25 protein-coding genes are annotated in these 20,032 nt (G+C 50.6%); 11 read left to right on the forward strand and 14 right to left on the reverse strand.

Going from position 1 to position 20,032, the window contains the following annotated elements:
- Positions 1-391, reverse strand: a 391-nt coding sequence (locus IPL17_RS07375; RefSeq protein WP_345306434.1) for a hypothetical protein, incomplete at its 3' end; no start/stop codon positions are given.
- Entirely contained in the window at positions 354-569 is a 216-nt protein-coding gene (locus IPL17_RS07380) for a TetR family transcriptional regulator (RefSeq protein WP_345306435.1), read from the reverse strand. The genes IPL17_RS07375 and IPL17_RS07380, both read right to left, overlap by 38 nt.
- A 146-nt stretch (positions 570-715) precedes the next feature.
- Here IPL17_RS07380 and IPL17_RS07385 point away from each other — a divergent pair, with 146 nt between their 5' ends.
- The 11 genes from IPL17_RS07385 to IPL17_RS07435 all read left to right on the forward strand — a co-directional run bounded on the left by IPL17_RS07385 (position 716) and on the right by IPL17_RS07435 (position 9,485).
- A complete protein-coding gene (locus IPL17_RS07385) occupies positions 716-1,345 on the forward strand; it encodes an NAD(P)-binding domain-containing protein (RefSeq protein WP_345306547.1) in 630 nt (209 codons plus the stop codon).
- Positions 1,346-1,352: 7 nt separating this feature from the next.
- Positions 1,353-2,000, forward strand: a complete 648-nt coding sequence (locus tag IPL17_RS07390; protein WP_345306436.1) for an LUD domain-containing protein — start codon at positions 1,353-1,355, stop codon at positions 1,998-2,000.
- Between the two features lie 69 nt (positions 2,001-2,069).
- Complete coding sequence (locus IPL17_RS07395; RefSeq protein ID WP_345306437.1) at positions 2,070-2,984, forward strand: VOC family protein; 915 nt, start codon at positions 2,070-2,072, stop codon at positions 2,982-2,984.
- 144 nt (positions 2,985-3,128) lie between these two features.
- Positions 3,129-3,893 (forward strand): 5'/3'-nucleotidase SurE, encoded by a 765-nt coding sequence (surE, locus tag IPL17_RS07400; RefSeq protein ID WP_345306438.1) that lies wholly within the window; start codon positions 3,129-3,131, stop codon positions 3,891-3,893.
- Positions 3,894-4,034: 141 nt separating this feature from the next.
- On the forward strand, positions 4,035-4,319 hold the full coding sequence (locus IPL17_RS07405) for a hypothetical protein (RefSeq protein ID WP_345306439.1): 285 nt from the start codon (positions 4,035-4,037) through the stop codon (positions 4,317-4,319).
- Between the two features lies 1 nt (position 4,320).
- On the forward strand, positions 4,321-4,782 hold the full coding sequence (locus IPL17_RS07410; protein ID WP_345306440.1) for an ASCH domain-containing protein: 462 nt from the start codon (positions 4,321-4,323) through the stop codon (positions 4,780-4,782).
- Positions 4,783-4,850: 68 nt separating this feature from the next.
- Entirely contained in the window at positions 4,851-6,272 is a 1,422-nt protein-coding gene (locus IPL17_RS07415) for a hypothetical protein (protein ID WP_345306441.1), read from the forward strand.
- A 28-nt stretch (positions 6,273-6,300) separates the two neighbouring features.
- Positions 6,301-7,806 (forward strand): hypothetical protein, encoded by a 1,506-nt coding sequence (locus IPL17_RS07420; RefSeq protein ID WP_345306442.1) that lies wholly within the window; start codon positions 6,301-6,303, stop codon positions 7,804-7,806.
- A gap of 14 nt (positions 7,807-7,820) precedes the next feature.
- Complete coding sequence (locus tag IPL17_RS07425; protein WP_345306443.1) at positions 7,821-8,186, forward strand: MGMT family protein; 366 nt, start codon at positions 7,821-7,823, stop codon at positions 8,184-8,186.
- 13 nt (positions 8,187-8,199) lie between these two features.
- On the forward strand, positions 8,200-8,589 hold the full coding sequence (locus IPL17_RS07430; protein ID WP_345306444.1) for an MGMT family protein: 390 nt from the start codon (positions 8,200-8,202) through the stop codon (positions 8,587-8,589).
- A 98-nt stretch (positions 8,590-8,687) separates the two neighbouring features.
- Positions 8,688-9,485 carry a hypothetical protein gene (locus tag IPL17_RS07435; protein ID WP_345306445.1) on the forward strand — a complete coding sequence of 266 codons (798 nt, stop codon included), beginning with the start codon at positions 8,688-8,690 and terminating at the stop codon, positions 9,483-9,485.
- On the opposite strand, the gene holA is transcribed toward IPL17_RS07435, so the two are convergent.
- From holA to IPL17_RS07495, 12 genes are all read right to left on the reverse strand, one after another.
- Positions 9,486-10,457 (reverse strand): DNA polymerase III subunit delta, encoded by a 972-nt coding sequence (gene holA / locus IPL17_RS07440; RefSeq protein ID WP_345306446.1) that lies wholly within the window; start codon positions 10,455-10,457, stop codon positions 9,486-9,488.
- A 57-nt stretch (positions 10,458-10,514) separates the two neighbouring features.
- Positions 10,515-11,000 (reverse strand): DUF6391 domain-containing protein, encoded by a 486-nt coding sequence (locus IPL17_RS07445; protein WP_345306447.1) that lies wholly within the window; start codon positions 10,998-11,000, stop codon positions 10,515-10,517.
- A gap of 22 nt (positions 11,001-11,022) precedes the next feature.
- Positions 11,023-11,985: a tRNA-dihydrouridine synthase family protein gene (locus tag IPL17_RS07450; RefSeq protein ID WP_345306448.1), complete on the reverse strand. Its 963-nt coding sequence runs from the start codon at positions 11,983-11,985 to the stop codon at positions 11,023-11,025.
- Positions 11,986-12,031: 46 nt separating this feature from the next.
- Positions 12,032-12,583: a peptide-methionine (S)-S-oxide reductase MsrA gene (gene msrA, locus IPL17_RS07455; RefSeq protein WP_345306449.1), complete on the reverse strand. Its 552-nt coding sequence runs from the start codon at positions 12,581-12,583 to the stop codon at positions 12,032-12,034.
- A gap of 115 nt (positions 12,584-12,698) precedes the next feature.
- Positions 12,699-13,748, reverse strand: a complete 1,050-nt coding sequence (locus IPL17_RS07460; RefSeq protein ID WP_345306450.1) for a hypothetical protein — start codon at positions 13,746-13,748, stop codon at positions 12,699-12,701.
- A 55-nt stretch (positions 13,749-13,803) separates the two neighbouring features.
- Complete coding sequence (locus IPL17_RS07465) at positions 13,804-16,314, reverse strand: ATP-dependent Clp protease ATP-binding subunit (protein ID WP_345306451.1); 2,511 nt, start codon at positions 16,312-16,314, stop codon at positions 13,804-13,806.
- A 106-nt stretch (positions 16,315-16,420) separates the two neighbouring features.
- Positions 16,421-16,750 (reverse strand): nucleoside triphosphate pyrophosphohydrolase family protein, encoded by a 330-nt coding sequence (locus IPL17_RS07470; protein WP_345306452.1) that lies wholly within the window; start codon positions 16,748-16,750, stop codon positions 16,421-16,423.
- Positions 16,751-16,753: 3 nt separating this feature from the next.
- Positions 16,754-17,140, reverse strand: a complete 387-nt coding sequence (locus IPL17_RS07475; protein ID WP_345306453.1) for a type II toxin-antitoxin system death-on-curing family toxin — start codon at positions 17,138-17,140, stop codon at positions 16,754-16,756.
- Entirely contained in the window at positions 17,140-17,340 is a 201-nt protein-coding gene (locus tag IPL17_RS07480) for a ribbon-helix-helix protein, CopG family (protein WP_345306454.1), read from the reverse strand. Before IPL17_RS07480 ends, IPL17_RS07475 begins: the two co-directional genes overlap by 1 nt.
- A gap of 117 nt (positions 17,341-17,457) precedes the next feature.
- Positions 17,458-18,456: a TIGR03617 family F420-dependent LLM class oxidoreductase gene (locus tag IPL17_RS07485; protein WP_345306455.1), complete on the reverse strand. Its 999-nt coding sequence runs from the start codon at positions 18,454-18,456 to the stop codon at positions 17,458-17,460.
- A 1-nt stretch (position 18,457) separates the two neighbouring features.
- Complete coding sequence (locus tag IPL17_RS07490) at positions 18,458-19,507, reverse strand: M42 family metallopeptidase (RefSeq protein ID WP_345306456.1); 1,050 nt, start codon at positions 19,505-19,507, stop codon at positions 18,458-18,460.
- Between the two features lie 58 nt (positions 19,508-19,565).
- Positions 19,566-19,985: a thioesterase family protein gene (locus IPL17_RS07495; RefSeq protein WP_345306457.1), complete on the reverse strand. Its 420-nt coding sequence runs from the start codon at positions 19,983-19,985 to the stop codon at positions 19,566-19,568.
- Positions 19,986-20,032: the final 47 nt, after the last annotated feature.

Raw genomic sequence — 20,032 nt, forward strand, 5'->3', positions numbered from 1 at the left:
AAATTACGCAAACTGTTCTAAGTTGACCGCCACCAACGGAAACGCTTCGTCCACGAATTTTTCGAGGGCGGGGCGTTTTTTCATGTGGCTGTAGTGCGAAGCCAATCCATAGATCGCCAGGTGGCGACTGTGGCGGGAGTTCCGTGGGGACTTTGGAGTTTCTCAACCAATAGGAAAGCAAATCAAATATCTGCTTCTTGATGGTTCCTTCAACCAGTGACTCAAATTGCTGGTGCGGTTGGGCACAGCCAGTATGCAGACGTGCGAGGAATTCCACCACGGCGAGGATCAAGTTTCGCAGGTTGTCCTGGCTGTAACTGCAGACATTCAAAGTCCGTTTTTCGATCTCTCTGTCATGAACATTTTTGAATGGAATAATCCAGCAGGGCATATTTATCGGGGAAATGCGCATAAAAAGTGGCGCGATTGATCTGCGCCTTATCGGTTACATCCTGAACGGAGATACTCTCAAAGTTTTTTTCGGCGAGGAGATTCTCAAAGGATTTCAGGATCAGGCCGCGGGTACGAACGACGCGCGGGTCTAGTTTTTCATCAGAGTTAGGCAACACTTTGTCTCCTTTGTCGCTTAGTCAACAGAACCAGTTCTTTGTTGGTTGACTTTCATTGGGTAAGTTGGTAAAGTAAGCAACATATGTTGCGTAAGCAACGTGTATATTATCAAACAATTCAAGGAGAGTCAATATGAACAACAATTATCGGAGCAGGAAATATGGGACGCGGTATCGGAACCCGCGCAGTCGCTGGCGGTCACTCGGTCACATTTGTGGACGCGAATCCTGAAGTTGCAGAAAAAGCTGCTGCTGATTTGAAAGCCTCCGCCAAGAATGGCGCGACAGTTTCGGCCTCAAGCCTCGGTGATGCAGTCCTCGGTGATGTGGTTGTACTCGCTGTATGGTATGGCACCAATATTGAGATCGCAAAGCAGCTCGGCGCAAAACTCGCTGGCAAGGTTGTCGTGGATATCGCCAACCCGTTGAACTCCACCTACGATGGTCTCGCCACTGCGCCTGATTCATCTTCAGCAGAAGATCTCGCCAGGGCAATCGCCGCTGGCGCCTATGTTGTGAAGGCTTTCAATACAACTTTCGCAGGCACGCTCCTGACGGGTGAGGCTGGCGGACAGAAGCTTGACGTCTTCATTGCTGGCGATGACGCCGATGCCAAAGCCAAGGTTTCCCAGATCGTCACCGACGGCGGCATGCGCGCCATTGACGCTGGTCCTCTGCACCGCGCGCGCCAGATCGAATCCATGCAATTGTTGCAGATCGTTTTGCAAGGCACCCTCGGCACCAACTGGGGCAGCGCCATCAAGATCCTCGGATAGGAAAAATATGTTCACAGCAAATAAAGATATTGCAATTACCCCGATTGAGGAATATGCCAAACAGGCAACTGACGAAAAGATCGAGCGGACTTCAAAAGCCCTCGAAGCCAATGGCATTCAAACGCTGATCGCCGAAACCGGCGCGGAGGCAAAACGATTGTTCCTTGGGTTGATCCCTGAAGGATCGGAAGTTTTCCTTAGCTCCTCTGTAACCCTTGAACAACTGGGCATTGTCGCAGATGTTGATCAATCAGGACGTTTTGATGCAGTCCGCCCCAAGATGTACGCCATGAATCGCGAGACTCAGGGACGTGAAATTCGCAAGCTGATCGCCGCGCCTGATTTCGCCGCTGGCAGTGTCCACGCTGTAACGGAAGATGGGCACGTGCTGATCGCTTCTGCCACTGGCAGTCAGCTTGGTCCGTACGCTTCCGGCGCGGGCCGCGTGATCTGGGTGGTCGGCGCTCAGAAGATCGTAAAAGATCTGAACGATGGTTTCCGTCGCATTCAGGAACATGTTGTCCCTCTTGAAGAAGAACACATGCAGCAACTCTACAAAGTCGGTACAGCGGTCAATGAAATGCTGATCGTCAACCGCGCAACCCGCCCGGGCCGCATCACGATGATCCTTGTCAAGGAAGAACTCGGTTTTTAAAAGAAATTAAACTCGCGATGGTGTTGTCTGCTAAACAGACAACACCATCAAAGGACTGCAAGAGAAAAAATGAATACACAAACAAACGCTCCCGCTAAAGATGAATTTTCGATTCACCCCGCCACCCTGCTTGGTCATGTTTCATTGAGAGTTGCCAATCTGGAAAATCAGATCGTCTTCTACACCCAGGCGCTCGGATTCAAACTCCACTGGCGCGAAGGGAACAAGGCTGGCCTGGGCGCAGGCGGCGCGGATTTGTTGCGGCTCACCGAAGAACCTGACCTGAAGAAATATCGCCGCGTGACCGGGTTATATCACTTCGCTATCCTTTTTCCAGACCGCCGTCAATTGGCGATCGCGGTGGCGCGTTTGTTTGCATTCAAATATCGCAACCATCCCACCGATCACATCATGACCAAGACCACTTATCTGGATGATCCTGAAGGCAATGGCATTGAGCTGTACGCAGAGTCACCGGAAGATGGAATCTTTACGATTGAAAATAATGATTTTGTCACCCGCCGCGCGGATGGGACATTAAGCGACGGCCGCGAACCATTGGATGTGGACGCACTCTTCAGTCACCTGAAAGCAGATGACAAACTTGATGTGCCCGTTCCGCCCGAAACACGCGTGGGACATATCCATTTGCATGTGCGCAATGTGCAGGAGGCTGTTGATTTTTATCACGGCATCATCGGTTTTGACGTGATGGGACTTTCATCCACATTTCAAGCCGCGTTCATTTCTGCGGGTGGATACCACCACCACTTGGGACTCAACGCCTGGCAGGGTGAAGGCGCGCCTCCTCCTCCAGCCGATGCGGTGGGACTGCGTCACTTTACAATTGATTTCGCAGATCAAGAAGCGTTGAACGAAGTTGTCAAACGGATCGATGATGCGGGAATCCCATCCAACAAAACAGACGATGGATTATTGGTCTACGACCCGTCACAAAACGGTGTGGTTTTGAGAACAATATAAGAAATTAGTGGATAAACATTGAAATGCCTCGCAGCCATGCGAGGTGTTTTTATTTGGCTTGGAAAATGCAGAGAGATATCGCGTTATAATTCGGGGCTACTCCCATCAAAATCAAAATCAAATCCAAAATCGGAAATCAAACTCATGCATATCCTTGTAACCAACGATGACGGCGTGCAAGCGCCCGGACTTCTAGCTCTCGCGCAGGAAATGCGCAAACTCGGTAAAGTGACTATTTTTGCGCCGGATAAGAATTGGTCTGCCTCCGGACATGTAAAAACGATGGAGCGTCCGCTGCGCGTGAAGGAAGTTTTTCTTGCAGATGGGACGAGTGCATTCGCGTCAGATGGCGCGCCTTCGGATTGTGTTGCTTTGCCTTTACTGGGTTTGGTCGAAGAAAATATTGACTTGGTAGTTTCAGGTATTAACCCCAATGCCAATCTCGGACATGATGTCACGTATTCAGGCACAGTCACGGCCGCGATGGAAGCGGTCATCGCGGGCATAAAGGGCATTGCGGTTTCGCTTGATTCACCGGAAGGCCACAAAGGCTTATTGGATTATTCCTGCGCGGCTTCGGTGGCGCGGCGTGTGGCTGAAAAGGTCATTGCGGATGGATTACCTGAAGGCGTGGTAATGAATGTCAACGTTCCGTATTTAAAAGAGAATGAACTCAATGGATTTATGATCACCCGTCAGGGATTGCGCGTCTATCGTGATGCGCTCGACGAGCGCATCGATCCGCGCGGCAAACCATATTTCTGGATCGGCGGCGAAGCTCCCACCGGTGTGGATGAACCCGGCACGGATTTTGGTGCTCTCCGTGCGGGCTGCGTTTCCATCACCCCGCTGCAATTGGATTTGACCCATTACAAGGCGATGGATGTCTTAAAGAAGTGGAAGTTTTGACGATAGCTGGAAGTTATATTGACAAAAAAACTGCCATTGAAATTGTAAATAAAATCACTTATAATATGGCTGTCCGTCGTTAGGATGCCCCCCTCATCCTGGCGGCGGGCATTTTTTAATAATTTTTTGGAGATCCCCCTCATGAATTTTTTTCAAAAACTTTTTGGTGGTTCCACTGCCAGGAAACATGAAAAGCGTTATTACAGCTTTTCAACAAAATGTCTACGCTGCGGCGAGACTATTACCGGCCGCATCGATCTGGATAATGAACTCAGCGTGGAGTACGAAGACGGTGGCGATACGTACCATGGCCGCAAAGTCTTAATGGGAAGCGGTATTTGTTTTCAGCGTGTGGAGGCGGATTTTAAATTCACATCAGCCCGTATATTGATCGAAAGGCATATCACTGGCGGAGAGTTTATTTAATATGGGTGATTCAAGCATCAATGAATATTGGAATGCATTTCTGTCCAGCCTGCCGCCCACCTCGCCTTATTTTGGAAGATCCTTCCTCACTGAAAAATTTGGCGATACACCGGATCTGGTTGATGAATTGGGAGGACTGGTTGTCAAGGGCATAAAAACAGCCGCATGTTCTGCGTTGTGGGAATGGGAGGCGGAGGGACATTTTCTTCCGCACCTCGGTATGGTTTCCATTGTGCTTAATGGTCAAGACCTTCCCTTATGCATCATCGAGATCACAGAAGTGTATGTTTGCCGCTTCAAAGCTGTGGATCAAGATTTTGCCCAGGCAGAGGGGAATTACTCCATCGCATATTGGCGGGAAGTCAATAAAAAACTCTTCTCGCGCTCACTTCCTAAAATTGGAAAAGAATTCACCGAAGAAATGCCCTTGGTATGTGTATTGTTTAAAGTCATTCATAAATAATGCGCCGCATCTCGCACATACTTCTCGGCCTCCTTGCTTTACTTCTCATTCTGCAGGCCGGATTTTCCTTGCAGTGGCCCATCGCCCATGATGAAGCGCCTCTTTTTTATGAAGCCTTTCTCATGCGCACCGAAGACCGAATTCCCTATCGTGACATATTTGATTTTCAAATGCCGGGCAGTTTCGCGGCTTATTATGCGCTCGGCAGACTGGGCGGATTCAGTGACCTGCGTATTCGAGTGATAGATCTGCTTATTCTCTCGATACTTCTCCTCGTCACATATTTTTCCATCCAGCGTTTCGGAAAAGTGGCTGCGTGGAGCGCGGCAATATTGTTTGGTTTGCAATATCTGCAAGGCGGACCATCCATGTCACTCCAGCGCGAATATCTTTTACTGGCTTTCATCGCGCCGGCGGTTTGGATTGCCATGCGTGATGATCTGACTTCCAGGCACAGATTTATGCTCGGTTTTTTATTCGGTTTATCGACGGTTATAAAACCCCATGCCGCGATCGGACTCATCCCCATCCTGCTTTTTGACATTACGGATAATATCCAGCAACGTAAGTTGACCGTGCTAAAAGCCGCCGCGGCAAGCCTTCTTCCCGCCTCGATTGGATTCTCCGTCCCGATCGTCGCTGTCTTTACATGGCTTGCGTTGAACAATGCCTTGATGCCCTTTATTGAAATTGCCTTAAACTACTGGCCGTTATATTCGCAGATCAACGGCCAGCTGGTGATCACGCCGAAAGCAGAACGAATCCCCTTTTTGCTGGAACAGGTCTGGCGTCTGGGTGGACACGGAATATGGTTAATTCCAGCGGCGATCGGCCTTTATTTAAATCAAAATATGCGGACCTATCGCCTGGCCAGCCTGGCTTTGTGTTATGCGATTTATCCCGCGCTTTCAGGCCAATTCTTTCCATATCACTACATCCCATTTGTTTATTTCATCATCCTTTTAGCTTCATTGGCCGTCTCCACCATCCCCCTCCCGCCATCACCCGCCCGCCAACTTTCATCCATCATCCTTTTGGTGGTCATCCTCATTAACGTTCGCCCCTCATCCGCATTTCTGCGCCAGATCGAAGGCAGACCCGTTAACACCTCCACGTATCGAGCAAATGAGATCGCGCGTTTTCTTGAAAATAATTTAAAAGATGGTGATAAGGTTCAGCCGCTGGATTGGACTGGCGGGACATTGCTTGCCATGCTTGAGACGCGCGCGCATATCGCTACGTCCTATGTGTTCGATTTTTATTTTTATCATCATGTGTCGATGCCCTATATCCAAGGCCTGCGTTCAGACTTTATGCATGAATTACAAACTGCGGCTCCTCGCTTTGTGATCGAAGTTACTTCAATGGATAAGCCCTGGGTTGGCGGTGAAGATACCTCAAGGGATTTTCCAGAACTGCGTAATTTCTTGAACGAGAATTATTCCATTACAATTCAACAAGATGACTATTTGATCTATGAAAGAAGATGAGGCGCCTTCTGTCCCGTAAAGATATTTTATGAAATGGCTCTCTCGTGTTACCTGGTTATATCTGACCCTGCCGTTCATTATTTTTTGCGCGGGATGGCTGCGGCTGTCGATCGCGATTCCGGTGGCTGCAGTGCTTTTATGGGTTGTTTGGCGGCTGCTAAAACAAAAGTCCAGTGACCTTTCCCCATTCCCAAAATTCCAGCTCCCATTTTACTTATTACTTCTTACCATCCTTTGGGTCTTCCTCTCCGGCGTGGGCGGATACGCTTTCCAAAATTGGGATCATCATTGGCGCAATGCCGTCCTGCGCGACCTGATCACAGACAGCTGGCCTGTGGTGTATTCATCCCCTGAACAAGGTCCAGTAAAGATGCTTGTTTACTATCTGGGATACTGGCTCCCTTCCGCCCTGGCTGGGAAATTGCTTGGATGGAAGTTCGCCAATTTTTTTCTCTTCCTGTGGACCTGGCTTGGTGTTTTACTAACCATTCTGCACCTCAATCTCAAATTAAGAACCAGCTTGATCAAGACAGCTCTTCTGCTTATTTTCTTTAGCGGCGCGGATGCGCTGGGTGTACTCTTCTTTGCTCAAGAGTATCCAACGCTCTGGCCTCCCGTCCAGCATCTCGAGATCTGGGCTGGAGGTTTGCAATACTCCGCGTTCACTACACAGTTGTTCTGGGTGTTCAATCAAGCCGTCCCTGCGTGGCTGTGTATTGTACTTATTCTGGAGTTGGACCATTCGCTGTCCGGGTATCGCTCATTTCAAATTACTGAAAAGATTTTTATCTGGTCACTCTGTTTCTTCTTTGCTCCGCTTGCTTCCATTGGATTATTTCCTTATTTGCTGATCGAATGGTTCAAAGGAACGAATTTTAAGAATCCACTCAAGGATATTCGTTTCGACCTGCTGTTGGCCAGTGTGGCGGTTGTCATAATTTCCTATCTTTTCTTTTCCTCCAATACCGCCGCACAGGAACGCGGATTTCAATCTTTAGCTGTAAAAGATTTCCTGATCTTCTTTCTGCTGGAAGGCGGGATTTTCTGGCTGTTGCTTGCCCCCGGTTTGCGGCGTGACCTGCGCTGGATCGTAACTGGCTTTCTCCTTATCCTCATTCCATTTATTCAACTCGGAAGCGGCCGCGACTTTGTCATGCGCGCCTCGATTGCGCCGCTGTTCTACCTCATGATGATGACAGGCGGGATCCTTTTTCAAAATACCTCTTCGCGCTTCCTGCGTTTTACTTTTATTGTTCTATTCCTGATCGGTGCATTGACCCCGCTTTATGAGATCAACCGCTCGGTCTATAGAACCTTTGAATATTATCTTTTGCTTGATGACAGTCCGCCTGCGCAGCCAAGCCAGGAGCCGATCACGCATCTTGAGCAGGGCGTCGCCCCGGAACTGGAACATCCCGGCGCCCTCGTCTCGGATAAAATTCAAACGCTAAAATTCATGGATGACAAACTTTCGAAGAACTTTATTGCCAATGTCAGGCAATCGTTGTATTATCGCTATATAGCACCCCGTTAAACTTGGAGCATATCATGACACAATTCCCAACCCCTCCGGACCCAAAGGAATTTTACGAACAGGTCTGGGAGATTGCCCGCCAGATCCCGCGCGGCAGGATCGCCTCGTATAAGCAGATCGCAAAATTGATCCCATTGCCAGCCGGTGTGGATGGTGAAACCTATCTGGAATTTGGGGCGCTTTGGGTGAGCGGCGCCATGGCCGCCAGCCCAAGTGATGTCCCCTGGCAGCGCGTGGTTAACTCGAAGGGCGAGATCAGCGAGCGGGACGGCGTTGAAGCAAAAAGGCATGTTCTCCTGTTGGAAGAGGAAGGCGTTGTCTTTGGTGTCAGGGGCCGCATTGATCTGAAGAGATATGGCTGGAGCGGAAAGCTTAAGTGAGGAGAAATTCCCAATGCCTGCCTTTGCCTCTCCACCCAACCTGCAAGCTTACTACGAACAAGTCTGGAATATTGTGCGCCAGATACCGTTCGGCAAAGTTGCCGCGTATGGGCAGATCGCCAAAATGATCCCTCCGCCCCCTGATGTTGAGATCGAAGCCTACGCGGCTTTCGCCCCAAGGTGGGTTGGCGGAGCAATGGCCGCCTGTCCTGATGATGTGCCCTGGCAACGGGTCATTAACTCACAGGGCAAAATCAGTGAACGTGAAGGCGCGGAGCGGCAGCGTCAACTGCTCGAATCAGAGGGGATTATCTTCGATGCCAAAGGCAGGGTTGACCTGAAAAAATACGGCTGGAGCGGCAGGAACGAAGATGATATTCCCAAACAGCCGTCTCTGTTTTAGTATCCCTCTTGACCCTGCGTGTTCCCTGACGTTTTTAACACGCCTGAAACAAGCTGTTTTTCCCGCGCCTGTCGGTAATGAATAATGCAGGCTTTATAATGGACTTTATGACTACTCAAGGTTTTTTCACTAAAAATAATTCAGTTAGAAATCAACGCATGTTCTTTGCAGCGTTAAGCGGATTTTTTACGGGGACGGTCGTAACGCTGGCCACAAGTTTTATTAATACCTGGTTTTTCCCAGACCTGCCTCTATATTTGAACTGGTCTTCTGTTTTAGTTGCATGGGTTATGTGGGCATTTCTGGGAGGTTTGCTGGCAGGCTTATCTGCGCTTTCCGCTGAAGGCTGGGCCGGGGTTTTTGTTTCCGCTTTGAGCATGGCAGTTGCGGTGCTTGTGATCAACTCAATTCAAGGTTCAGAAAGTATGATGGTGAGTCTGGTCGCATTCTTTGGATTACTGCTCCCATTCTTTGCCATGCTGTTCCCATTGGCAGCTCTTTTTTACTGGCTCGCCAAGCGTTCTGTTGAAGCACTGTCTTTAAGCGGCTGGCCGCGCGGCCGCGTTTTTCTGGTCAATGCTTTGATTGTGCTTGTGTTGGGAGCACTGCCGGGCTGGTATGTAAAAATGGATCAAAGGGCTGAGCAAGGGGTGCGAATTATCCATAATATTCTACAGGGAGCGCCTATGGAATTCAAAGAAGATCTCTCAAAAACCAGTGGATTTTTGGAACATCAAGGCCAGTCTTATGCGCTCAGTCAGGTAGACTCATCCTATTCAACGGTTGGAGTGGATGTCACCGTTCACTATGAAGATGGATATACCATAATGTGCACGGTAGTCTTGTATCCCGGCCAGGAGCCTTCCGTGTCGCCTTGTAAAGCTCAGACACCGTAGTCATTTCCCCGCGAGTTCAGCGATCAGCATGTCCAGAGCCAGTTCCAGTGTGATCTGGCTCGTTTTGACTCTTTCATCGATTGTTAGTAATTTACGATAAATACTTTCCAGCGCTTCGATCGAGAAGCGCCCTGCCTGCCCGGTTGTTTTTTCAGCAACGAACGGATGCACGCCCAGCGCGCGCGCCACATCATCCTTGTTGCCCCGCCCGTCCAAAATTTCACGCGCCTGTATCAATAATCTGAATTGGCGCACGACCATGCCCCACAAGGAAAACACTTCTTCGTTCTCAAGCAGACGATGCAAAAGTTTTTGTGCGACTTTGCCGTTGCCCTGTGACAACGCATCGACAAAATCAAAGACACTTTGCTGGGAAGTGACGATACAGACCGCTTCCACATCCGACCCTTGAATCGGTCTTGCCCAATTGACATAAGCCAGTAATTTAGAAATTTCCATCCCCGCTTGGCGCGTGTCCACGCCGACCATTTCAGCGAGTTTTGAGGCCGCTGCAGGTTCGATTTTTCCATCCTGCTTCTTCACCTCATTGACGATCCAGCCTTGCATCTCCTTTTGTCTTGGGAGCATGAAAGCCTGGGCCTTTACAATAGACGCGTTTTTGGCCGCCCATTTGATCAACCAGTGTTTTTCTGCTTCCTTGGGTTCGATCAATTCATGGATGACAAGCTTGACTGAATCAGGCGCCTTGCTGATGTACTCTTCAAATTTTTTGCGGGTGCCAACATTATTGTATTTTGCCGATGGATTGGAGAGGACCACCAGCCGCTTTGGCGCCAGGAATGGCATGGCGTTGAGGGCGTTATTAAAGTCATCCTCGCTCACACTTCGCGCTTCAAGGTGTGCCGTGTTCATCCCTGCAGTGGTGGGGTCGGTAAAGTCAGACTCGAAGTCCTTGAGCCTGCGCGTGATGGCGAATTCATCGTTTCCGTATAAAATGAAAATATTGGGCATGATTCTTTTACCACAAAGTGTCACAAAGGTTTTCCTGGGTGCCCTTTGTGGTTAATTTTATTTTGTGATGATTCTATGTACACCCTTGCGGATGGGGATGATATCAATAATCTGCATGGCCCCCATGTCCGCTTCGGTGGTGTAGCGCTGCTGGAGCAGTGGTCCAAGCGGACGCGCGATCAGCACGCCAATAACGCCCGCTGCTACCGCGATGGGCAGGAGCAGGAGCCGTGTCCACGTGGATTTGGCCAATCGAAGCACCGACCAGCTCAATGTTCCGGCCAGAAGCGTGGTGGTCGCGAGGTTTGTCCCGCAGCCCGCGTGGATCGCCAATCCGCTTTCCCCTTCGCGTAATCTTTCCAGCGCTTCAGTTGAGTTGATCCAAACATCCTGCGTGGAAAAATCCCCGAGCAGGAAAAATCCGGTTGGGTTGGAATGCCCTGCCATATTGCCCTGGTGTGTGCGTGACAGCATGTGCAGTGTGGCATGTTCGAGCGCGTGGTTGCGCCGTGTTTCGAGAATATAGGGGAGGTCGAGGATCATAAGGGAATTATATCCTTTACGCTTACGCTGTGGCGGCGTAGACTTGATCAAGCAGTTCAAGAAATTCAGCAGATGGGCGTGTCTTCAGGATCTCCCGTCGTGTTTCGCGGTCGAGTGTTTTCAACAAGAGGTATTGCACCGCGTATTTTCGGAATAACCTTTGGCCATCTTCATCGCCATAAAATTCCACGCTTTTTGCCAGGTGGTTATGAATGGTTTCCTTGACCATTTCAGGCGGGACCTGTTCGCGGTCCAGCCGCGCAAATATCCACGGGTTGGCAAGCGCGGCGCGCCCGATCATGACCGCATCACAGCCTGTGTAGTCCTTCAGCTTTTTGATATCTTCAACCCGCTTGACATCGCCATTCCCAATGACGGGAATTTTCACCGCGGATTTCACTTCTGCGATGGCGTCCCAGTTCGCGTTGCCGCTGTAGCCTTGCTCCTTGGTGCGCCCGTGGATCGCGATCAGCGAGCCGCCGCATTCTTCCACGATGCGCGCGATGAGTTTGTAGTTTTTATTCCGCTCCCAGCCTAATCGGATCTTGCCCGTTACCGGCACTGTGAGTTTGGCGCTAAGTTTGCTAAATGTGCGCGCGATCTTGAGCGGCGATTTCATCATGCCGACGCCGGCGCCGCGATGCGAGACACTTTTGGCAGGACACCCCATGTTGATGTCAATAATGCTCGGTCCCCAATCCTGCACGCGCAGGGCAGCTTCCAAAATTTTGTTGGGATCGTCCCCGTATAGTTGAAAAGTGACGGGGCGCTCCACTTCCTGGTAATACAATTTTTTCGCGGGTTGTTTTGACCTGCTTAAGATTTTTTCAACTTGAACGAATTCAGAATAGCTCATCGCTGACCCGAACTCGCGGCACAGCGAACGGAACGGCCAGTCAGAATAGCCGTCCATCGGTGCGAGGATGGTATCGCCATAAATAGGAATATCGCGAACATGGAAATTAGGTGAGGAATTGTTGTTCATAAAATAAAAAGGGCGGACATCCTTTGTCCGCCCAAGTATAACTGTTTTATGCCGGCTGTTTCTTCAGCAGCTCCAGATGATGTTTCCGAAATTTTAATACTTTTGGCGCGACTACCGCCTGGCAATAGGGCTGGTTCTGATTGCGCGCAAAATATTCCTGGTGGTAATCTTCGGCAACGAAATAATTATTTACTGCGGTCACTTCTGTAACAATGGGTCCGCTCCAGATGACCTGGGCGTTTAACTCGCGGATGATCTGCTCTGCGGTGGTTTTTTGCTCGGGGGAATGATAGAAGATGGCGGAACGATATTGCACGCCGACGTCTCCGCCCTGGCGGTTCATGGTTGTGGGGTCATGGATCGCAAAGAACACATTCAGCAAATCACGGAACGAGATCACAGACGGGTCAAATTTGATGCGGATCACTTCCGCGTGGCCGGTATCTCCGCTGCATACATCGCGATAGGACGGATTTAGTACGTGTCCGTTTGAATAGCCTGATTCAACCGATTCCACCCCTTTGATATCATCGAAAACTGCTTCCAGACACCAGAAGCATCCCCCTGCGAGTGTGGCGGTCTCATACTGGTCGCTCATAATAAAATCTCCTTTTTGTATGCTTTCAAGACAACACGGGGATGAAATATATTCTTAAAAGAAGATAACAGTTTATTAAACAAAAAGATCACCGTTAGGGGGATCTTTTGAAGATTTATCTCATTCCGGATAGCGTGATCAATCCGCTGCTGATGTTGATGTTCATTATTTTCAGCCCGGGCGTTTGCTCATTTATTTTTTCAGAGAGAAGTTGGTTGAGCCAGGTCTCTGCCTGTGAAAGTAAAATATTCGGGATCACTTGACGGCCGATCTGTATTGTTTCGATCTTAATGGCGGGCTGTCCATTTGAGTCCAGATCGATTGTCCCGTTTATCAATGCGGAAGTCTCGTTGTCACTGCCGTTTACGATTCCCCAGATCTGGATCTGGCCATTGCGCAAATAGACTTGTATCTCCCGCATGGGCAGGTCGGGATTGTTCTTCATTTCCATCGCAAGCCATGAAGTAATCTGTAATTCGGTCAGCGTAACTGTGTTCAATGTGCCGGGTTGGGGGAGCGCGCTTTCAAGCGCCGTCTTTGCCTCCAGGCCGGCTGTGTCCGATGATATGATCTGTGCGCCTGGTCGTTCTGGAGCGCCTTCCATGCCGCTTTTGGCATTGCTTACTGCCAGGCTGATCAATGCATCCACGAGCGGAGCATACTGTGGGTATGATGCGCCAATCTCGGCCCGGGTCTGCGCGGCGATATCATCTGCCAGTGGCTGCGCAAGCGGAGTGGGCGTCGCAGGAATGATAAGTTGCGCCATATCAGACCCAGGGTTGTTTCGCGCAACCACAAAAGTGGACGTGCCAAGGATCAATATCATGACCGCAACGACGGTTACAATTCGTAAAATGTTTTTTAGCGGGCCGGGAATGGAGACGGAGGCAGAATTCGCAAAACCACGAAATGGTAAAGTTTTATCCTGTGATTTTATCCGTCCAAGCCAAAGCCTTGCTTCGTGATTTTTAGGATTGATCTTGAGCACGCGTTCATAGCATTCCGCCCTGCGTTCTTTTTCTTCCACCATGCGCGCCATCAGCATCCACGCGGTTTCTTCATCGGGATATTCGGTGAGCAGTTCGGCAAGATATTTTTTTGCCAGTTCACGGTTTCCGCGTTGGAAGGTGTAATCGGCTTGCTTGAGGAGTTCTTTTTTATTCATTTATTTTGACCAGTCCCTAAAGGCCTTTTGAACCTTTAGGGACTGGTTTTTTTCTCTAGATACTCGGTTCGGGGAGTTCTTCCTCAGATTTATTAAGGATTAACTCGCTTTTATTGAGGACTAATTCACCGTCGTCGTTGATGTCAACTTTTATGGCGTCGCCGTTGACAAATTCACCGGCCAGCACACGGTCGGATAACGGGTCTTCCACTTTTTGCTGGATGACGCGGCGCAACGGACGGGCGCCAAATTCTGAGTCATAACCTTGTGTGGCCAGCAGTGACAATGCTTCATCCGAGGCGGTCAGCACAAGCTCATGATCCTTCAAGCGCTCGGCGACCTTGTTCAATTCAAGCGATACGATCTGCTGAATATCTTCCTTGTTGAGCGAGCGGAAGATGACGACTGAGTCCATCCGGTTGATGAATTCGGGCCGGAAGGCGCGCTTGAGCGATTCGTTCAGTTTCTTGCGCATATCGTCGTACGAAAGGCGTTCTTCGGTCACTTCGTCGCGTTTCATGGCAAAACCAAATGACGTTTGATTCTTGATCATGTCCGCGCCGATATTGGAGGTCATGACGATGATCGCATTGCGGAAATCCACTTTGCGTCCCTTCGCGTCGCTGAGGTGACCTTCCTCCATGATCTGCAGGAGCATATTGTGGACTTCAGGATGCGCCTTTTCAATCTCGTCGAAAACGATGATGGAGTATGGGCGGCGGCGCAGGGCTTCGGTCAATTGACCGGCATCTTCATAGCCGACATATCCGGGAGGCGCTCCCACCAAACGGGCGGCGGTGTGACGTTCCATGAACTCGGACATGTCCAGTTGGATGGCGGCTTCTTCACTGCCAAACATGAACTTGGCGAGAGTCTTTGTTAATTGGGTTTTTCCTACACCTGTCGGTCCGAGGAACATAAATGAACCGATCGGGCGCTTAGGGTCTTTTAGACCGGCGCGTGCGCGGCGGACTGCGCGAGAGATGGCAACGATGGCATCTTCCTGCCCGATAATATCCTTGCGTAATTCATCTTCCATCTTGAGCAGGCGCTGTGATTCTGCCTCGGCAAGCTGCATGAGCGGAACGCCCGTCCACATGGAGACGACTTCGGCGATATCTTCCGCTGTCACCACGGGGCTGTTGGCGCGATCCCAGCCAGTGCGCAGGCGTTCGATCTGCTGGCCGAGGTCGGTCTCGCGTTCTTCCCATTCTTTTATATCTTCAGAGTTACCCTCTTCCTGAGCGAGGGTTCGGTTCTGGCGTGCAGCACGCAGCTGACCAAAGAGATCCTTGGCGTGTTTCGCGGCGGGACTCTTGTACATGCGTACGCGCGAGGAAGATTCATCGATCAAATCAATGGCTTTATCGGGCAGGAAACGCTCGGTAACGTAGCGCGCCGATAAATGCGTGGCGGCTTCGAGCGCTTCGTCTGAAATAACCAAATGATGATGTTCTTCGTATGCGCCGCGGATGCCCTTGAGGATTTGAATGGTCTCTTCTTCAGAGGGTTCATCCACCTGCACCGGCTGGAAGCGTCGTTCGAGTGCGGCATCGGATTCGATGTGCTTGCGATATTCATCCATAGTGGTCGCGCCGATGACTTGCAATTCTCCGCGCGAGAGGGCCGGCTTGAGGATGTTGGCCGCGTCGACGGAGGAGCCTGCGGCTCCCGCCCCGACCAGCATGTGGACCTCGTCAATGAACAGGATCGCCCCTGAAGCCTTTAACTCATCAATGATCCGTTTGAGTCTTTCCTCGAACTGACCGCGATACATGGTGCCGGCTACAAGCGAGGCCACATCGAGTTGCAGCACGCGTTTGTTCATCAACGGGGCGGGGACATCACCGTCAACGATGCGCTGGGCGAGTCCTTCGACGATGGCGGTCTTGCCGACGCCGGGTTCGCCGATCAATGCAGGATTGTTCTTTGTGCGGCGCGCCAGGATCTGAATGACGCGCTCGATTTCTTTTTGACGCCCGATGACGGGGTCCAGTTTTTTCTCTTCAGCCTTCGATGTCAGGTCGGTGGCGAGTTGATCGACGAGAGGGGTCTTGGGACCGGTCGCCGATGCGGAGCCGCTTTTGCCCGGTTGCGGGCCGGCAGGTGTCGGCGAAGAGGAGGATGCGGATTCGTTCAAGACGCGGCGGGTCTGTCGGCGGATCTGATCCCCGGTGACGCCAAGTCTGCGCAGGGCTTCCATTCCAGTCGATTCAACGCGCAGAAGCGCCAGGAGGATGTGTTCAGTGCCAATGTAATGGTGGCCGAGCCGACGGGCTTCATCCACCGCAAATTCGAGGACTTGTTGGGTTTCCGGGGCGAGTTCGATGCGGTTGGAATCAAAGTCTGTTGAACCGCTTGAAACGCGTTGTACCACTTCGCGGACGCGCTCCGGGGTCATGCCGAGGTCGCGCAGGACTCTGCCTGCCACGCCGCCTTCCTCATCCATTAATCCGAGGAGGAGGTGTTCGGTTCCGATAAAATTTTGACGGGCGCGCTCTGCCTCTTGATGGGCGAGACTGAGTACACGCCTTGCTCTTTGTGTAAATCTTTCCATGCCTGCCATAATGTTCTCCTAATATACTGAGGCATTGTACCAAAAAGGCGGGTGACTCAGCGTTGGAAAAAGGTTAGAGTTTTCTAACGGGTTCCAAACTTGGAACTTCCAATGCTTATCGGTTGTCCCCGTCTCCTTGAATCTTACCGCGCGCCTGCCTATCCAAAAGTTTAGTTAAATTGGATTCGGCCACTTCTTCGAGGGAAATGTCCAATTCGGTGCAGGTTTGGGCCAGATACCAGAGCACATCGCCCAATTCGGCTTTGAGGGCTTCGCGTGTTTCGGCGCTGAATTCCCCTTCCTTATCCCGAAAAACCTTTTTGATCTTGCCTGCCACTTCGCCGGCCTCGTTGACAAGTCCCAGGGTGGGGTAGATGACTCCATGCCCGATGACAGGATATTTTGCGGTGGCGCGTGATTTGATTTGGTAGTCGCTGAAGTTCATGATTTATTCCATTGTCCTTGAGTTTTCTCTTATCCAATTTGTAAAAGCCTCGCGGCTCAACATTCCAGACGCAAGCTGAAGAAAGATTGCTTCCTGTTCATCCACAGATGCATCAAGTTCATAACCATTTATAACCAGACAGGTTTCCATTGCGTAATGCCCAATGCGTTTATTGCCGTCTACAAAAGCATGATTCATAACGAGTGAAAATCCAAGCGCTGCCGCCTTTTCAATGATTGTCGGGTATAGCTCTTTCCCATCAAAGGTTGCGCGAGGCTGCGCAACTGCGGATTCAAGCGCTTCAACGCTTAAAATACCAACTGTACCGCCGGATGTTTCCATCACTTGGCGGTACAGTTCAATTACTTCTGAGACAGTCAAATATTGCATCAGGCGGCGAGACGCTTGTAGAGTTCAGCGTTCTTCTTGAGCACATACTGGGCGGAGTTGCGGAATTGTTCTTCCGGTTGAGTTAGCATATCCTCTACGCTAACGCGGACAAGCTCTTCCATGGAAACACCAAATTTTTGAGCCATTTCCTGAAGTTTTTGCAGGCCTTCGCTTGGTAATTCGATTGTAATTGTGGCCATAACTTACTCCTGTTAAAAGTTTACCCACTTACGACTAAAAAAGAAGGGGCCCCCCCCCCCTCTCCCCCCTCAGGGGCCCCCCCCCCTTTTTCCCCCCAAAGGTTGTACTCCTAATTTTTATTTAAACGCCTTTGCCAGACCCCGCCACCACTCATCCTTTTCTTTTGGAACAAATGGCGTATACAGCGTGAGTCGATCTGCGATACCTGCAAAGCGTTTCTTTAGATCATTTGCAAGTTTTTCCTGCGTGGTGACCAGACAAAACTCATTCAGCATTTCATCGGTGATGAGCATCGGCATTTCAGCCCACTCGCCTTTGGCGGCGAAGCCTGAAAGTTGCTGGGCGGTTTCGCCCCAGCCGTGCATTTCCATCACGGCTTGATAGGATGGCGTGGATGCGTAGAATGCGATCTGCATCCGCGCGAAACCTTCTTCTTCGGGCGAGGTCGCTACGAACGGAGTCATTGAAACGGTAATGTCTTTGCGAGTCCGTCCGCTCTTTTGCAGGCCGTCTTCAATGGCAGGCAAAAGAACTTCATTCATATAGCGCGGACTGTTGAACGGGTGCGCATGGAATCCCTCGCACATTTCGCCCGCCAGTTTGGCAAGCCCCGAATTGACACCAGCAATATAAATTGGAATATTCGGATGTTCGATTGCGCCGGGATTAAAGAACGGCGACATCAGAGTCGCCTTGTAATATTCGCCGCGGAAATTTAATTTTGTGCCGTTCTGCCAGCAATCCCAAAACGCGCGGATGACTTGAATCTGCTCACGCAATTTTCCTGTGACTGATTCAGGCCATGTCATGCCGAAGCGCCGCTCAATATGCGCCTTGACCTGCGTGCCCAATCCCAAAATGAATCGTCCGCCCGATTGCGCGGACAAGTCCCAGGCGGTGTAGGCGAGGTTGGCTGGCGAACGCGCAAACGAGACCGCGATGGCTGTGCCAAAGCGCAGAGTCTCTGTATGTTCAGCGACCAGTGTACAGGGCAGGAAAGGATCGTGTTGAGTCTCCTGAGTCCATAACGCATCGAAGCCGATTTCCTGTGCGGCTTTTGCAATGGCAGGGACATCCTTTAATTGAAAGGCGGGCAGCGCGGCATCGAGTTTCATTTTATTCTCCCAGCAAATAAGCCATGATCCAGTTGGTGGTGGCGTTCAAGCCGTCCATGTGGGCGCGTTCGTAGTTGTGTGACGCGTCAATGCCGGGACCGATCAGCGACAGCGCCACATCGCCACCCGCGCGCCAAAAGGCCTCGCCGTCTGAGCCGTAAAATGGATACACATCCGTTTTATATGGAATGTTATTTTTCTCGGCCAGCGCGCGCAGTTTATTATTCAACTCAAAATGATACGGCCCGCCGCTGTCCTTGATGCAAAGCGTGACGTGAAATTCATCCGACTCCTGACCATCGCCGACGACAGCCATATCCACTGAAATTAATTCCGCGACATCAGATGGGATTCCCGCCGCCGCGCCATGACCGACCTCTTCATAGTTGGAAATGTGGAAGTACACGCTTCGCTCTGGACTTCGGCCTGCTTCTGCCATGGACTTGATCGCCGCGACGAGATTTGCTACGCAAGCCTTATCGTCGAGGAATCGCGAGCGGATGAAGCCATTCGTCACTTCCACGCGCGGATCAAATGCCACGCAATCACCGACATTGATTCCGAGTGCGCGCGTTTCTTTTTCAGATGTTGTGCGCGCATCAATGCGGACTTCCATGTGAGCATCATTGCGTGGAGTCTCGCCGCCTGCCCCGCTGTAGATGTGACCCGAAGCTGTGTCGATCAATACCGAGCCGCGAATCCGCTCCCCTTTGGATGTGATGATCCATACGCCTTCCGTCTCAACCGTCGGCCATTGGATTCCGCCAATGCGGCTCAACTTCAATCGTCCGTTGGATTTTATCTCCTTGACCACTGCGCCAAGCGTATCCACGTGGGCGGTCAAGGCGACAGGGGCTTTGTCACTTTCTACATTCCATTTTGCCACCAGTGCGCCCTTACGAGTCCTTGATAATTCCAATTGCTTGTATTTGGATAATTCCTTTTCAACAAACGCAATGGCTGGTTCTGCAAACCCGGTCGGGGATGCGATGTTGAGCAGGTCAACAAGAAAGGTGGTGAAATATGTTTCGTCAATAGTTGGAAGCGCCATTATTAGCTCCTAGTAGTTGTTGGAAAGTTGGCAGGTTTGAACGTTCCAACGTTAAAACTTATAAACCTTCAAACGCCTTTATCTTCTCGCGCCACTCGTGCGGAATATTGACAGTTTTTTCTTCGCGATAATCATAGGTCACCATCACAACTTCCCCCTTGGCCAATACTTTACCTGTCTTTGCATCCACAATATTCTGCTCCCAAGTCATGGACTTGGTCCCCAATTTCGAAATGTGAACTCCAACTTTAATATGTTCGCCAAAATAAATTGGAGCATGATAGGTAATATGGACATCCGCCAAAATCACGCCTATCTCCATAAAGGATTGGTCTTTCGTGAACAATCCCAGTTCGATCATATAGGCAATGCGCGCCTGCTCAAAAAAGGTGAGATGTTTCGCGTTGTTGACATGTCCCTGCGGGTCCAGATCCCCGTATCGGACTTCGATTGGATGGAAGAATTTGAATTCAGTCATGGCGGGATTATAGTCAAATAGTCCCTAGTCGAATAGTCGCCAGTTGA

It is taken from the genome of Candidatus Villigracilis saccharophilus, from assembly GCF_016711665.1.